This is a genomic window from Thioclava sp. 'Guangxiensis', from assembly GCF_045348365.1.
Lineage (GTDB): Bacteria > Pseudomonadota > Alphaproteobacteria > Rhodobacterales > Rhodobacteraceae > Thioclava > Thioclava kandeliae.
The window spans coordinates 131,390-146,102 of record NZ_CP155822.1 but is presented as its reverse complement, the minus strand read 5'-3'; the positions used below and the strand labels follow the sequence as shown (position 1 = coordinate 146,102).

General features: G+C 60.9%; 18 protein-coding genes. 7 read left to right on the top strand and 11 right to left on the bottom strand.

From position 1 onward, the window contains the following. Positions 1-4: 4 nt before the first annotated feature. The 4 genes from ABEB22_RS00705 to ABEB22_RS00690 all read right to left on the bottom strand — a co-directional run bounded on the left by ABEB22_RS00705 (position 5) and on the right by ABEB22_RS00690 (position 3,379). The gene (locus ABEB22_RS00705) at positions 5-1,423 is read right to left on the bottom strand and encodes a hypothetical protein (RefSeq protein WP_350934347.1); all 1,419 of its coding nucleotides are present in this window, start codon (positions 1,421-1,423) and stop codon (positions 5-7) included. Positions 1,424-1,464: 41 nt separating this feature from the next. After that, a complete protein-coding gene (xth, locus tag ABEB22_RS00700) occupies positions 1,465-2,271 on the bottom strand; it encodes an exodeoxyribonuclease III (protein WP_339112222.1) in 807 nt (268 codons plus the stop codon). A 108-nt stretch (positions 2,272-2,379) separates the two neighbouring features. Further along, positions 2,380-2,994, bottom strand: coding sequence for an NYN domain-containing protein (locus ABEB22_RS00695; protein WP_350934345.1), 615 nt, complete (start codon positions 2,992-2,994; stop codon positions 2,380-2,382). Positions 2,995-3,046: 52 nt separating this feature from the next. Beyond that, positions 3,047-3,379, bottom strand: coding sequence for an iron-sulfur cluster assembly accessory protein (locus ABEB22_RS00690; RefSeq protein ID WP_339112224.1), 333 nt, complete (start codon positions 3,377-3,379; stop codon positions 3,047-3,049). Between the two features lie 100 nt (positions 3,380-3,479). Here ABEB22_RS00690 and ABEB22_RS00685 point away from each other — a divergent pair, with 100 nt between their 5' ends. Further along, the gene (locus ABEB22_RS00685) at positions 3,480-4,676 is read left to right on the top strand and encodes a deoxyguanosinetriphosphate triphosphohydrolase (RefSeq protein ID WP_350934647.1); all 1,197 of its coding nucleotides are present in this window, start codon (positions 3,480-3,482) and stop codon (positions 4,674-4,676) included. A 77-nt stretch (positions 4,677-4,753) separates the two neighbouring features. Here ABEB22_RS00685 and ABEB22_RS00680 read toward each other — a convergent pair whose 3' ends face one another. The 3 genes from ABEB22_RS00680 to puuE are packed head-to-tail and all read right to left on the bottom strand — an operon-like array spanning position 4,754 to position 7,478. After that, a complete protein-coding gene (locus ABEB22_RS00680) occupies positions 4,754-5,233 on the bottom strand; it encodes an ureidoglycolate lyase (RefSeq protein ID WP_406870625.1) in 480 nt (159 codons plus the stop codon). Beyond that, entirely contained in the window at positions 5,230-6,063 is an 834-nt protein-coding gene (locus ABEB22_RS00675; protein WP_406870624.1) for a bifunctional allantoicase/(S)-ureidoglycine aminohydrolase, read from the bottom strand. The genes ABEB22_RS00680 and ABEB22_RS00675 overlap by 4 nt, the downstream gene beginning before the upstream one ends. Continuing rightward, positions 6,063-7,478 carry an allantoinase PuuE gene (gene puuE / locus ABEB22_RS00670; protein ID WP_406870623.1) on the bottom strand — a complete coding sequence of 472 codons (1,416 nt, stop codon included), beginning with the start codon at positions 7,476-7,478 and terminating at the stop codon, positions 6,063-6,065. Before puuE ends, ABEB22_RS00675 begins: the two co-directional genes overlap by 1 nt. A 148-nt stretch (positions 7,479-7,626) precedes the next feature. Here puuE and uraH point away from each other — a divergent pair, with 148 nt between their 5' ends. The 5 genes from uraH (at position 7,627) to ABEB22_RS00645 (ending at position 11,136) form a co-directional block, all read left to right on the top strand. Beyond that, positions 7,627-7,983 carry a hydroxyisourate hydrolase gene (uraH, locus tag ABEB22_RS00665; protein ID WP_406870622.1) on the top strand — a complete coding sequence of 119 codons (357 nt, stop codon included), beginning with the start codon at positions 7,627-7,629 and terminating at the stop codon, positions 7,981-7,983. Between the two features lie 235 nt (positions 7,984-8,218). Then, positions 8,219-8,848, top strand: a complete 630-nt coding sequence (locus ABEB22_RS00660) for an ATP-dependent Clp protease proteolytic subunit (RefSeq protein ID WP_339112229.1) — start codon at positions 8,219-8,221, stop codon at positions 8,846-8,848. A 126-nt stretch (positions 8,849-8,974) separates the two neighbouring features. After that, the gene (gene clpX, locus ABEB22_RS00655; RefSeq protein ID WP_350934334.1) at positions 8,975-10,240 is read left to right on the top strand and encodes an ATP-dependent Clp protease ATP-binding subunit ClpX; all 1,266 of its coding nucleotides are present in this window, start codon (positions 8,975-8,977) and stop codon (positions 10,238-10,240) included. Positions 10,241-10,373: 133 nt separating this feature from the next. After that, complete coding sequence (locus tag ABEB22_RS00650) at positions 10,374-10,748, top strand: NADH:ubiquinone oxidoreductase subunit NDUFA12 (RefSeq protein ID WP_339112231.1); 375 nt, start codon at positions 10,374-10,376, stop codon at positions 10,746-10,748. Positions 10,749-10,752: 4 nt separating this feature from the next. Beyond that, positions 10,753-11,136, top strand: coding sequence for a DUF2155 domain-containing protein (locus tag ABEB22_RS00645; RefSeq protein ID WP_406870621.1), 384 nt, complete (start codon positions 10,753-10,755; stop codon positions 11,134-11,136). Here the strand turns inward: ABEB22_RS00645 and aat are convergent. Continuing rightward, complete coding sequence (gene aat / locus ABEB22_RS00640) at positions 11,100-11,738, bottom strand: leucyl/phenylalanyl-tRNA--protein transferase (protein WP_406870620.1); 639 nt, start codon at positions 11,736-11,738, stop codon at positions 11,100-11,102. The genes ABEB22_RS00645 and aat overlap by 37 nt on opposite strands. A 72-nt stretch (positions 11,739-11,810) precedes the next feature. Here aat and ABEB22_RS00635 point away from each other — a divergent pair, with 72 nt between their 5' ends. After that, positions 11,811-12,521: a class I SAM-dependent methyltransferase gene (locus tag ABEB22_RS00635; protein WP_406870619.1), complete on the top strand. Its 711-nt coding sequence runs from the start codon at positions 11,811-11,813 to the stop codon at positions 12,519-12,521. Between the two features lie 91 nt (positions 12,522-12,612). Here the strand turns inward: ABEB22_RS00635 and accC are convergent, their stop codons facing one another. From accC to ABEB22_RS00620, 3 genes are all read right to left on the bottom strand, one after another. Continuing rightward, positions 12,613-13,959, bottom strand: a complete 1,347-nt coding sequence (accC, locus tag ABEB22_RS00630; RefSeq protein WP_406870618.1) for an acetyl-CoA carboxylase biotin carboxylase subunit — start codon at positions 13,957-13,959, stop codon at positions 12,613-12,615. A 10-nt stretch (positions 13,960-13,969) separates the two neighbouring features. After that, a complete protein-coding gene (accB, locus tag ABEB22_RS00625; RefSeq protein ID WP_339112236.1) occupies positions 13,970-14,461 on the bottom strand; it encodes an acetyl-CoA carboxylase biotin carboxyl carrier protein in 492 nt (163 codons plus the stop codon). Between the two features lie 75 nt (positions 14,462-14,536). Further along, on the bottom strand, positions 14,537-14,713 hold the full coding sequence (locus ABEB22_RS00620) for a hypothetical protein (RefSeq protein ID WP_339112237.1): 177 nt from the start codon (positions 14,711-14,713) through the stop codon (positions 14,537-14,539).

Genomic DNA, 14,713 nt, shown 5'->3' with positions numbered 1-14,713 from the left:
CATGTCAGGCCCAGAACATCAGCCAGACGGCCAGCGCCACGGCGCAGGTGGCGGTATAGAGGCCGTTCCAGCGCCAGCTGACCGTAGCCGGGGTTACATCTCCGAGCCGCGCCACCAGCATGACCGAGGCGGTGAAGGGCGAGGTTACCCCCGACAGCGCCCAGCCCGCGGTGATCGAGAGCACGATGGCGGTGGGCGAGATGCCCAGCTCTGCTGCACTCGGCAACAGCGGCCCGAACAGCGAGACAAAGAGGATCGGGTTCATCCCCAGCTGCCCGCCCAGCGGGATCAGCAGGATCGGCAGGATCAGGAGGAGCCAGACCGGCAGCGCCGCCAGATCAAGGCCGCTGGCCGCGACGATCGGTGCCAGCATGGTGCCTGCGGTCGAGCCGATGAAGCCGGCCATCGACAAAAGCACGATCTCGTTGCGGAAGGACGGCAGCTCGATAAAGCCGAATTCGCAGGCATGGAGCGCAAAATGGTGGCCGCGCTCCTTGGGGGGCGCACCCACCAGCAGCCAGCCTGCCGAAAGAAGCGGGATGATCAGCAGCACCGACATTGCCGCCGAAAGCCCCGCCACCAGATCGAGCACGATCACCGGAATGGCGATCAGGATGATCAGCCACAGGACAGGCAGGAGGTCGCGGGCAGTGGTAGGCAGAGTGGCCGAGAGAGGCGTGGCGTGATGGCCTGCGGGGATGGTGGGTTTGAAGATCTGGTCCATCGTCCAGCCCACCCCGATCAGGATCGCGGAGGAGACCAGTGCGGGCAGGATGATATGGTTGATCTCGGCACCATCGACGATGGAGGTGGAGATGACCATGGCAAAGCCGAGTGGCGACCAGCACAGGCTCGCGGCAAAACCACGATGGACAGCCTGCAGCATACGGCGGATGCGGATCTTGCGGATTTCGGGGTCGGGCTCGCGGTCCGAGGAGGCCCGTGACATCCCGCCCAGAACCGAGATCGCGCCGTAATTCAGCATCGGTGCAAAGGCCTGCACCCCGAGCGTGAGCGCGCTATAGCGCCGTCCGGGGGGCTGGCTGGCCAGAAAAACCGCAGCGCGGGTGATCTTGTCGGAAATGCCCGCAACGTGGCGCAGCGTGGCCAGTGCGCAGAAAAAGGCAACGATGAAGCTGGCCCGCGCAAGCCCCTCGGAAATTACGGTCCAAGGCGCGCTGTAGAATACAAAGGCATAGACCACCAGTGCGAAGGCCACCACCACGAAGACACGGCGCGATCCCTTTACGCTCGGCACCAGCGCCAGCACCGAGAGCACGGTCAGCACTTTGGCGGCAGGCCCGGCAAAGAAAAACACGTCCCAATTCGACAGAATGGTGAAGACGATGATCAGCCCGAGCATGACCCCTATGGTTTTGTCCAACAGCTTTGTGGCTTTGAGCTGTTCGAGGCTGGTGGCCATGATCGGGGTCCTTATGGAAAAGAGGCTAATCGTGAAAGCGGTCAGGCGTTAAGGGTGATCCAGACGGGCACATGGTCCGAGGGCTTATCGCGGCCGCGGATCTCGCGGTCGATCTGGCAATCGGTCATCAGATCGGCGGCCTGCGGGCTGAGCAGCAGATGGTCGATGCGGATGCCGTTATTGCGCGCCCATGCGCCTGCCTGATAATCCCAGAAGGAATAATGACCGGGGCCGAAGGTGCGGGCACGGAAGGCTTCGGTGAAGCCGAGGTTCAGGATTCGGCGGAAGGCGGCGCGGCTTTCGGGGAGAGCGAGGGCATCCTTCTGCCAGCTCTCGGGCTTGGCGGCATCCTCGTCTTGCGGGATAATATTGTAATCCCCTGCAAGAACCAGCGGCTCTTCCAGCGCCAGAAGCTCGGTGGCGCGGGCGTGCATACGCTCCATCCAGCCGAGTTTATAGCCGTATTTTCCCTCCGCAATCGGCGTGCCATCGGCATCGAATTCGACGGGATTTCCATTGGGTAGGTAGAGCCCGCAAACGCGCACCGCGCGATCCCCGATCACGGTGGCCTCGATCCAGCGGGCCTGTTCGTCGCTCTCGTCTCCGGGCAGACCGCGGATGATGTCTTCGAGCGGAAGTTTCGACAGGATCGCCACACCGTTGAAGCTTTTCTGGCCATGGGTTTCGACACGGTAACCCAGATCTTCGATGATCTCGCGGGGGAAAGCCTCATCGACGGATTTGATTTCCTGTAGAAGGGCCACATCGGGATCGGCTTCCTTGAGCCAGTCGACCAGCGCATTGATACGCGCCTTGATACCGTTGATGTTGAATGTCGCGATCTTCATGCGGCTCTCCCGTTCTTTTCCCCGTGATAGGCAAGAGGCGCTGACGTAACAACCATGAACCGTGCTGAGAAACAGGATTTCCTGCTGAATTGATCTCAGCAGATTGGCTTAGAGATCGAGGACAAGCCTCTGGCCTTTGTAATGGCCACGGATCAGTTTGATGCCGCGTTTGTGACGGGCGAACTGATCGAGCCAGTCGCGATAGCGGTCATTGGTGATGACAGGCGCGCCGAGGCGGGTGGCATGGCGCAGGATCTCGGGATCGGCGGGGGCGCCACGATCGACAACCTGTATCTGGTCGGGCTCGAGGCCCAGCAGCGGCGCAAGTTCGGCCTCCGACATATAGTGATCGGAGATCTTGTAGCCGATATTCGCGTCGAAAATCACGAGAGGCGTGTAATGGGCAGCCTTGGCACGGGCAATGACGCGCTGGAGGGGCAGGAGTTCGGGCAGGTTCCTGCGCCAGTGGATGACGTTCGATCCGTCGATGACGACGGGTTTGCGTCTGCGAACGGGGGGCTTGACCGGACGGGGCCTTGCCGCACGTCTAGGTCGCGAGAACGCGCCTCGGAAAAAATCGCGCGCAGAGATCCCGCGCAGGGCGAGGATCAGGGCGGCAATCGCGGCAAAAACAAGAACAAGCGCAAGGTCGGGCTGGTTCAGGGTAAAGGCTGTAATTGCGCCAATCACCGACCCGACAAGAAGAATGAACGGTATCCGCATGGGCGGCCTTCAAAAAGAGCGGACCTCCGGAATACTGGAGGCCCCCTTGTTATCACATCGAGAAGGAGATCCCGCAGCCGCAGGATGACACCGCATTGGGGTTGTTGACCACAAAGCGCGCGCCGATCAGCTCGTCAGTGAAATCGATCACCGCGTTTTCCAGAAACGGCAGTGAGACAGGGTCGATCAGGACCTTCTGGCCTGCACCCTGCAGGATCAGGTCGTCCTCTGCGGATTGCTCCTCGAGTTTGATGTCATACTGGAAGCCCGAACAGCCGCCGCCCTCGACGGCCACGCGCAGCGCGCGCGGTGTATCGGCATCTTCGTTGATCTCGGCGAGCCGCGCGAAGGCGCGCTCGGTCACTTTTGGCGGAATCTGCAGCATTTTCACACGCTTTCTGCCCCGATGGGCCTGTTCTTCCCTAGTTCTTCCCTAGGGTGGGGGATATAGGTAGTCTCATATGCCGCGACAAGAAGAGGTTGCCGTGCTCAAGCCTTATGCCTGTCACCCCGAAAAGACTCGGGGCCGACTTATTCCGGAAAGTTATTCCACGTTCCGCACCGCGTTTCAACGGGACCGCGACCGGATCATCCATTCCTCGGCCTTCCGACGGCTCAAACACAAGACGCAGGTGTTTGTCGAACATGAGGGCGATTACTACCGCACGCGCCTGACCCATACGATCGAGGTGGCGCAGGTGGCGCGCACGATTGCCAACCATCTGGGGCTCAATACCGATCTGGCGGAGACCGTGGCGCTGGCGCATGATCTGGGCCATCCGCCCTTCGGCCATACCGGCGAGGATGCGCTGCACGAGCTGATGGCGCCCTATGGCGGCTTTGACCATAACGCGCAGGCCCTGCGCATCGTGACCAAGCTGGAACGCCACTATGCCGAGTTCGACGGGCTGAACCTGACATGGGAAGCCCTTGAGGGCATTGCCAAACATAATGGTCCGGTGATCTCCGACAAAGGCGGAAGCCACACCGTCGCACGCCGCGAGGATCTGCCTTACGCCTTGGCCGAGGTGGATGCGATGTGGGATATGGAACTGGCGTCCAATGCCAGCGCCGAGGCGCAGGTGGCGGCGGTGGCCGATGATTGCGCCTATAACCACCATGATCTGCATGACGGGTTGCGCGCGGGGCTCTTCACCGAGGATGATCTGTGCGAGCTGCCGGTCATTGGCGAGTGTTTCGAGGCGGTCGACAAGCTCTATCCGGGGCTCGACCGTTCGCGCCGCCAGCATGAGGCCCTGCGCCGTGTCTTCGGCGTGATGGTCGAGGATGTGATCGCGGTGGCGCAGAACCGGCTGGAATCGCTGCGTCCCGAGACGGTGGATGACATCCGCTCGATGGACGGGCCGATCATCCGCTTTTCGAAGCCGCTCTACCAGAACCTCAAGGCGATCAAGCGCTTCCTGTTCACCCGTATGTATCGCGCGCCCTCGGTGATCGTGGAGCGCAAGCGGGTGACCACGATGGTTAACGGGCTCTTCCCCTATTTCATGGAGAACCCGCAGCATCTGCCCTCGGATTGGCAGGGCGATGTGGGCAAGGCCTTGGCCTCGGGTGGTGATGCCGAGATCCTGCTGGCGCGGGTGGTGCTCGATTATGTGGCAGGCATGACCGACCGTTTCGCCATTCAGGAATATCACCGGCTGATCGATCCGGATCTGTGAGCCGGGTCCGGGAGAGCTGACGGAAAAGGGGGGCGCAGGCCCCCCTTTTTATTGGTGCCCGAGGGCCGGCGGCAGGGCTAGCCAGCGACCACGGTGAAGGGCGGATCGCAGGGGACCTCCTCCAGATTGGCGCCCGCGCCGATACGGTCGACCACGGCAAAGAGGCCCGGCCCGTCGAGCGGCGTCAGCACGCCATGCCATGTGCCACGGTGGAAGTTGATCGCCTGTGCGCCATCCGACAGGAAGGCACGCGGTGCGCCCGGTGTGCCGCCCGCATCAGGGGCCACGATAATCAGGAACGGGTGTTCCGACATCGGAATGAAACACTGGCTGCCATCGGGATGACGTTCCAGCAGGTCGCAGTCATAGGGCAGGGTGCGGATCTCTGCCTTGAAGATCGACACACCCGCGCGGCCCTCGAAGAAACTCAGATTGGCGCGGTCGTGATAGCGTCCGCATTTGCCCGCATTGATGATCTTGTCGGGCGCGCCCGTCGCATCAAGCACATCACCGAAAGGGGCGAAAGCCTCGGCGGTCAGCGGTTCGGTCCGGATCATCGGCCCAGCATCCCGCGCAGGGGCATATGGCGGTTCACGTCCTTATAAAGCAGGTAACGGAACGGTCCGGTGCCGCCCGCATAGCAGGCCTGCGGGCAGAAGGCGCGCAGCCACATGAAATCGCCGCCCTCGACCTCGACCCAGTCCTTGTTGAGCAAATAGACACCGCGCCCTTGCAGCACATAGAGCCCGTGTTCCATCACATGGGTCTCTGCGAAGGGGATCGTGGCGCCGGGCTGGATGGTGACGATATTCACATGCATGTCGTGGCGCATGTCATCGGGTTCGATAAAGCGGGTGGTGGCCCATTTGCCCTCGGTGCCCTCCATCGGGCGGGCGGCGGTCACCTGATCGGAGGTGACGAAGCTTTCGGGTTTCGCGATGCCCTCGGCAGGCTCCCAGATCTTGCGGATCCACATCAGCGAGACGGGCGCATCGGAAGTATTGGCCAGTGACCAGTCCTCGCCCGGTGCGAGGAAGGCATAGCCGCCATCGCTCATCTGATGCGTCTCGCCCTTAAGGGTCAGCTCAAGCGCGCCTTTGAGGACAAAGATCACCCCTTCGGCCTGCGCATCGGGTTCGGGCTTTTTCGCCCCGCCGCCCGGGGCGATCTCGACGCTGATCTGGGCGAAGGTCTCGGCAAAGCCCGACATCGGGCGCGCCAGCACCCATGCGCGGGATTTCTCCCATCCCGGCAGGTAGGAGGTGGTGATATCCGACAGCGTATGGGCGGGCAGGAAGGCATAGGCCTCGGTGAAGACGGCACGATCGACGGTGCGCGAATTCTGGTCGCGCAGACCACCCGGCGGGGCGTAGTAAAGAGAACTCATCAGATATCCATATCGTTCAGGCGGTGACGCGCGATCCGCTCGACCTGCTGGCAGGCGGCCTTGAACTCGGTATCGGCGTCATGGGTGAGGCGGGTGCGGAAGGCGCTCAGGATCGAGGCCTTGTCATGGTCGCGCACGGCGATGATGAAGGGGAAGCCGAATTTCTCGACATAGGCGGCGTTGAGTTCCTCGAAGAGGCCGCGCTCGTCATCGGTGAGCGCGTCAAGCCCTGCGCTGGCCTGTTCGGAGGTGCTCTCGGCGGTCAGGCGCTTGGCTTGGGCCAGTTTTCCCGCCAGATCGGGGTGGGCGCGCAGGACGGCCAGCTGTGCCTCATGGCCCGCGCTGCGGAAGATCCGCGAGAGCGCATTGGCAACGCCTGCGGCACAATCATGGGCAGGGCCCAGCTCCAGCTCCCATGCGCGCGAGGCAATCCATTCGGAATGCTCGAAAATATGGGCGAAGGTCTTGGCGAAGCTCTGTTGGTCCATCTCGCTCGGGCGCGGTTTATGGACCGGCGGATGCGCCTCGGCCCAATGCGCTGCGATCTGGCCACGGGTGGCAAACCAGACACCCTCATGGGCGCGTGCATAATCGAGAAAGCGCCTGAGTCCCGCGATTTTGCCCGGACGCCCGATCAGGCGGTTATGCAGGCCGATCGAGAACATCTTGGCCTGCCCTGCCACGCCTTCGGTATAGAGCGTGTCGAAGCTGTCCTTGAGATACTGGAAGAACTGCTCGCCCTCGATATAGCCGGGCGCCGTGGCAAAGCGCATGTCATTGGCTTCGAGCGTGTAGGGGATCACCAGTTGATCACGCCCATCGAGCGTCAGCCAATAGGGCAGATCGTCATCATAGGTGTCCGAGATCCAGTCGAACGCGTGGGTTTTTGCAGTAAGCGCCACGGTATTGGCAGAGCAGCGGCCCGTATACCAGCCCTTGGGCGGGGTGCCCACGACCTCGGTATGCAGGCGGATCGCCTCGGCAATCTGGCGCGTCTCCTCCTCGGCGGGCATATCCTTGTGTTCGACCCATTTGAGCCCGTGACTGGCGATCTCCCATCCGGCCTCTTTCATGGCATCGACCTGTTCGGGGCTGCGTGCCAGCGCTGTGGCGACGCCGTAGATGGTGACCGGAAGGTTCATACGGGTGAACAGGCGGTGCAGCCGCCAGAAGCCCGCGCGTGCGCCATATTCGTAGATCGATTCCATATTCCAGTGCCGCTGGCCGGGCCATTGGGCCGCACCTGCGATGTCGGAAAGGAAGGCCTCGGAGGCGGCATCACCATGCAGGATGTTGTTCTCGCCACCTTCCTCGTAGTTCAGGACCAGCGATATCGCGATCTTCGCGCCGCCGGGCCAGGCGGCATCGGGGGCGTTGCGGCCATAGCCACGCATGTTTCTGGGATATCGGGTCATTTCGCTCTCCTGTCCTGCGGTGATCAAACGTCCAAATGCGCGGGGTTTCAAGAGCCCGCTTACGGAAACGGGCGCGACAAAGCGGCAGAGAACGGGTTGCACCTTCCCCGCGCCCGCGCCAAGCTGTGACAAAACGAGGAGGCTCCCGATGAGCGGCTATCTGACCACACATGTTCTGGACACCGCGCGGGGATGTCCGGCGGCAGGCCTGCAGGTGACGCTTTACCGGCTGAAGGGCGAGGCCCGTGAAAAGCTTGCCGTGATGCGCACCAATGCCGACGGACGAACGGATCAGCCGATTCTTCCAACGGAGGGTTTCGAGGTGGGAACCTATGAACTGCTGTTCGAGGCGGGCGAGTATCTGCGCGAGAGCGGACAAGGCGGGCCCGAGCCGCTCTTTCTCGATCAGGTGCCGATCCGGTTCGGTATCAGCGATGCGCAGGCGCATTACCATGTGCCGCTGCTGCTTTCGGCCTTCGGTATGTCGACCTATCGAGGCAGTTGAGGCGATGACCGAAATTTATACGGTGACAGATGAAAATTTTGACGCCTTCGATGCGGAACGGTCCAAAGCGGTTTGGGCTGAGCTTGCAGTCACAGGAAAAATCGAGAGGTTTTAATACGAAAGCGTTGAGCAAACCGTGAACGTCCCTTGCGAAGGGCGGTGCGCGATCATAAGACTCAAGTAACGATTTTGGCGTTAGACATGTCTGACTAATGACAGGGAAGGGCAGATTTCCATGAAAGACCCGATGGATACCTACATGAACACGCTCGTGCCGATGGTGGTCGAACAGACCTCGCGCGGTGAGCGTTCCTACGACATTTATTCGCGCCTGCTGAAAGAGCGCATCATTTTCCTGTCCGGCCCCGTGCATGATGGCATGTCGACGCTGATCTGCGCGCAGCTTCTGTTCCTCGAGGCCGAGAATCCGTCGAAAGAGATTTCGATGTATATCAACAGCCCCGGCGGTGTGGTGACGGCAGGTCTGTCGATTTATGACACCATGCAATACATCAAGCCGAAGGTGTCGACGCTGGTCATCGGTCAGGCAGCCTCGATGGGCTCGCTTCTGCTGACCGCAGGCGAAAAAGACATGCGTTTCTCGCTGCCTAACTCGCGTGTCATGGTCCACCAGCCGTCTGGCGGGTATCAGGGTCAGGCGACCGATATCATGATCCACGCACAGGAAACGGCAAAACTGAAACGCCGCCTCAACGAGATCTATGTCAAGCATACCGGCAATGACTACGAGACCGTTGAAGCCGCACTCGAGCGCGATAACTTCATGTCGGCAGAGCAGGCCAAAGACTGGGGTCTGATCGACGATATTCTCGAAAATCGCGGGAAATCTGAAGAGAAGAAGTGACCCTCCCTTAACCGGGAGAGGTAATTTGACATTGGCATGACGGTCGGGCTGCCCTAGACTTTGGCAGCGGGTGGCCCGCCGCCCAGAAGGTCCGGACCCGCCCGGCCGTTACTGCAGAGGGATATCATGGCGAACACTACAGGCTCCGACAGCAAGAACACCCTTTACTGTTCCTTCTGCGGCAAAAGCCAGCACGAGGTCCGAAAGCTGATTGCCGGGCCGACTGTATTCATCTGCGATGAATGCGTTGAACTTTGCATGGACATTATCCGCGAGGAAACGAAATCGGCAGGGCTGAAATCCTCCGAAGGCGTGCCGACCCCGCGGGATATCTGCAACGTGCTGGATGATTATGTCATCGGTCAGGAGAAGGCCAAGCGCGTTCTCTCGGTCGCGGTGCATAACCATTACAAACGTCTCAATCACGGCACGAAACAGGATATCGAGCTTGCGAAGTCGAACATCTTGCTGATCGGCCCGACCGGCTGCGGTAAAACGCTTCTGGCCCAGACACTGGCACGCATTCTCGACGTGCCCTTCACGATGGCCGACGCGACCACGCTGACCGAAGCGGGCTATGTGGGCGAGGATGTCGAGAATATCATCCTGAAACTTCTGCAGGCGTCGGAATATAACGTCGAGCGCGCGCAGCGCGGTATTGTTTATATCGACGAGGTCGACAAGATCACGCGCAAGTCCGACAACCCCTCGATCACCCGCGACGTGTCGGGCGAGGGCGTGCAGCAGGCGCTTCTGAAGATCATGGAAGGCACCGTGGCCAGCGTTCCGCCGCAAGGGGGGCGCAAACATCCGCAGCAGGAATTCCTGCAGGTGGATACCACGAATATCCTCTTCATCTGCGGCGGCGCCTTCGCGGGGCTCGACCGGATCATCGCACAGCGCGGCAAGGGGTCGGCCATGGGCTTCGGCGCCGATGTGAAGAACAATGATGACCGCGGTGTGGGCGAGCTGTTCAGCGAACTCGAGCCGGAAGATCTGCTGAAATTCGGGTTGATCCCCGAATTCGTGGGGCGTCTGCCGGTCATCGCGACGCTGACCGATCTGGATGAAGAGGCGCTTGTCATCATCCTGACCCAACCGAAGAACGCGCTGGTCAAGCAATACCAGCGTCTGTTCGAGATCGAGGGCGTGGATCTGACCTTCACCGAGGATGCGCTGTCGGCGATTGCCAAACGTGCGATCGAACGGAAAACCGGTGCGCGTGGTTTGCGCTCGATCCTCGAGGATATCCTTCTGGATACGATGTTCGAACTGCCGGGCATGGACAGCGTCAACGAGGTGGTGGTCAATGAAGAGGCTGTCACCCAGACCAGCGCCAAGCCGCTGCTGATCTATGCGGATGCCAAGAAAGAAGGCAGTTCTGCCAGCTGAGATCATACGCCGCTCCAAGGGATTGGGGCGGCGTTTTTGTGACCGGATTCCGGTTGCTTGAGGATATCTGCGCACTGGACGTTATCCCGTGCTGCGATATAAGGGGCTTCGGGAAAGCCTGCGGAGGAACAAGATGAAAACCCTGCTTCAAATTCTGACTTGGTGGAATGGCCAGACGCTTAACACGCGGATCTGGTCGTCGCGCAATGGCAAGAAAGTCGGCGAGGACGAGCAAGGCAACATCTTCTACCAGACCAAGGACGGCAAGCGTCGCTGGGTGATCTATAATGGCGAGAGCCAGGCAAGCCGCGTGTCGCCCGATTGGCATGGCTGGCTGCACCATACCTTCGCCGAGCCGCCGACCGAGCGCCCTATGGTCCATAAGACATGGGAAAAGCCGCATGAGGAAAACCTCACCGGCACGCCCGCAGCCTATGCGCCGGCGGGATCGTTGCGCCGCGTAATGCCGGTCGAGCGCCGTGATTACGAAGCCTGGCAGCCCGAGTAAAAGAATGCGTATTCTGACGTCTCTTTGTGTGGCCGTTCTCGGCCTTTCTCCTTTTGCTGCCATGGCACAGGAGACCGGCGTGATGACGGGGTTGGCCGATGCGTCGGGCGCGCAGCTGCGCGGGCTCGACAAGATCAATGGCATCGCCTCCGATATTGCCCTGAAAACGGGGCAATCGGTGACCTATGGCACGTTGGAAGTGACGCTGGACCAGTGCCGCTATCCGTCCGACGACCCCAGCTCCAACGCTTTTGCCCATCTGACAATCCATGACAACCAGACCGACAAGACAGCCTTTTCCGGCTGGATGATCGCGTCGAGCCCTGCGCTCTCGGCGCTGGATAACCAGCGTTACGACGTCTGGGTCATCCGCTGCACCAACTCCTGAGCTGATGGTAGAGGGCGGCGCGCGAAGTCGCCCTTGACCTCCAGAGCCTGTTCCAGCTGCGCACGATACTGCGCGCGGGGGATCTCGATCCCGCCGAGGCTGGCGAGGTGCGGTGTCAGATACTGCGTATCAAATAGCGTGAAGCCGCAGGTTTTGAGCCTGTCCACCACATAGGTAATCGCGATTTTCGACGCATTCTTGCGCCGCGAGAACATCGATTCGCCAAAGAATGCGCCGCCAAGGCTCACCCCAAAAAGCCCGCCTACAAGCGCATCGCCGTCCCAGACCTCCATCGAATGGGCAAACCCATGCATGTGGAGCTGGTCATAAAGCGAGAAGAGCGCCTCATTGATCCATGTCTCGTCGCGCGCGGCGCAGCCCTCGACCGTGGCGCGGAACGCGTAATTGACGCGGATCCGATAGGGCATGCGCCGGATCTCGCGGGCCAGCGAGCGCGATAGGTGGAAACCCTCAAGGGGAATCACTCCGCGCAGTTTCGGCTCGAACCAGTAGAGGCGTGGGTCGTCGCGGCTTTCGGCCATGGGGAAAATGCCATTGGCATAGCCTGCAAGCAGGAGCTCTGCGGTCAGCGATTCTGCCATTTTATTGCCTGCATTATCGTTTTAGGGTCGTGCTATTGTGAGGATGGACCGAATTGAGAGCGAGCGCAAATAATGGGTTTCTTTGACTTTCTGCCGGAGATCGACCGGTATTCCGAAGATCCGGGAACGGTGGCGCGGATGAATGCCCGCCATCGCATGGTCATCAAGCCGCTCGAGGCCGAGATTGCGGACAAGCGTGTGCTGGATCTGGCCGCGCATGATGGCCGCTGGGCCTATGCTTTTGCGGCGGCGGGTGCGGAGGAGGTGGTGGGGATCGAAGGCCGCCAGCCATTGATCGACCGCTTTGCCGAGTTTCCGCGCGAGCATCTGAAGAAAAAGGTCACGCTCAAATGCGGCGATATTTTTGCGGGTATGCAGGCCGAGATCGATGCGGGCCGGCGCTATGATGTCGTGGGTGTGCTGGGCATTCTCTATCATGTCATGGACCATATGCGGCTCTTCGATCTGGTGCGTCAGCTGGGGCCGAAGCTGGTGGTGGTCGATAGCGAGTTTCTCGACCGACCGGGTGCCGTGATCGCGCTGCAGCGCGAGCGGACGCATAAGGACCTGAATGCGATTGCCCAGTTCGCGGGGCAGGAGGTGACGGCGATCGGGATCCCCTCGCGCAAGGCAATGGACCTGATCGCCGAGGTGCAGGGCTTCGATATCGAATGGGTCGATTGGGCGGAACTGCCTGAAGGCCAGCGCGATTTTGTGGGGGATTACTACCGTGCAGGCGAGAAACGGCGCTATACCTGCCTGCTGCGCCCGAAGGATCTGTAGCGCCGCAAACCAAACGGAAAGGCCGCCCTGAACGGGCGGCCTTGTTGCTATTCTGGCGCCTGTGGCACCGTCCGGACAGGACGCGAAACCGTTACTCGTATTTCGCTTTCAGCCATTTCTCGAGCCAGTGGATCGAGTAATTGCCGGACTGGATATCGGGCTCCTGCAGAAGCGCATCAAATAGCGGGATCGTGGTGTCGATCCCGTCGATAATCATCTCGCCAAGCGCGCGGTGGAGGCGGGCAAGCGCTTCCTGACGGTCGGCACCATGCACGATCAGCTTGCCGATCAGGCTGTCGTAATAGGGGGGGATCTTGTAGCCCGCATAGAGCGCGCTATCGACCCGCACACCCAGACCGCCCGGTGCGTGGAAGGCCGTGACCTTACCGGGGCAGGGCGCGAAGTTCGGGATGCGCTCGGCATTGATCCGGACTTCGATAGCATGGCCGTTGATCTTAAGGTCGTCCTGCGTGAACTCCATGCCGAGACCTGCCGCCACACGGATCTGCTGGCGTACAAGATCGACGCCGAAGATCGCTTCGGTGACGGGATGTTCGACCTGCAGACGGGTGTTCATCTCGATGAAGTAGAACTCGCCCTCCTCGTAGAGGAACTCGATCGTGCCGGCGCCGGCATAGCCCAGCTCGCCGATCGCGTCGGCGCAGATCTTGCCGATACGCGCGCGTTCCTCGGGGGTGATGCAGGGGCCGGGGGCTTCTTCGAGCACCTTCTGGTGGCGGCGCTGCAGCGAGCAATCACGCTCGCCGAGATGGACGCCACGGCCCTTGCCATCACCGAAGACCTGGATCTCGATATGGCGCGGCTTCTGGAGGTATTTCTCGATATAGACCTCGTCATTGCCGAAGGCGGCCTTGGCTTCCGAACGCGCGGTGCGGAAGGCTACTTCGAGATCCTCGAGCGAGGTCGCGACCTTCATGCCGCGCCCGCCGCCGCCTGCGGTGGCCTTGATGATAACGGGGAAGCCCATACCCTCGGCGACCTCACGCGCGGTCTCGATATCGGGCACACCACCGGCAGAGCCCGGAACGACCGGAATGCCCAGACGTTTTGCGGTTTCCTTGGCGGTGATCTTGTCGCCCATCATGCGGATATGTTCCGCCGAGGGGCCGATGAAGGTGATGCCGTGATCTTCGAGCGCCTGCACGAAGGCGGCGTTTTCGGACAGGAAGCCATAGCCCGGGTGGATCGCCTGCGCGCCGGTGACCTCGCAGGCCGCGATGATCTGGCTGACTTTCAGGTAGCTCTCGGAGGACGAGTTCGGACCGATACAGACCGACTCGTCCGCCATGCGGACATGCATGGCATCGGCATCGGCGGTCGAGTGGACAGCGACCGAGGCGATGCCCATTTCGCGGCAGGCGCGGATCACGCGCAGCGCGATCTCCCCCCGGTTCGCGATAAGGATCTTGTCAAACATTGGCTCTGCCTTATTCGATGATCATCAGGGGCGAGCCGAACTCGACGGGCGATGCGTCATCGATGAGGATGCGCTTCACGGTGCCCGATTTCGGCGCCGGAATGTGGTTCATGGTTTTCATCGCTTCGATGATCAGCACGGTCTGGCCTTCCTTGACCTGCGCGCCGACGGTCACGAAGGCGGCAGCCCCCGGCTCGGGCGACAGATAGGCGGTGCCGACCATGGGCGAGGTCACCGCACCCGGATGGGCGCTGAGATCTTCGGCGGCGGGAGCGGCAGCAGCAGGGGCGGCAGCGGGAGCTGCGGCAGGTGCGGGCGTCGCAACAGGTGCCGCAGCTGCGACCTGGGTCACAACAGTCGACTGTTTCGAGACGCGCACCTTCAGGCTGTCATCCTCGCCATATTCGCGGGTGACGGAGATCTCTGCCAGATCATTCGTATTCAGAAGCTCGGCTAGCGCCTGGATGAAGGCGACGTCGGTTTCACGGATATTGTTGCTCATGAGGTCCTCGAAAGGTGCGTGTTATAGCCTGTGTGGAATGCCAATGATCCTTTGTCCACAGGCGTTCTGGGGGGCTTATACGCCAAGCATGGCGCGGTGAAAAGCGCCAAGAGCCATCTCGGCGCTGCTGAAAATCACGGCAGTGAGAGGGTCATCGACCAGTTCTTTGGCAATGATCGAAATTTTTGCCGCATTTGTTATTTTACCATTTGATAAAAAATAAAAGGTGCGCAAGCTGGGAAAAAGTTGCAA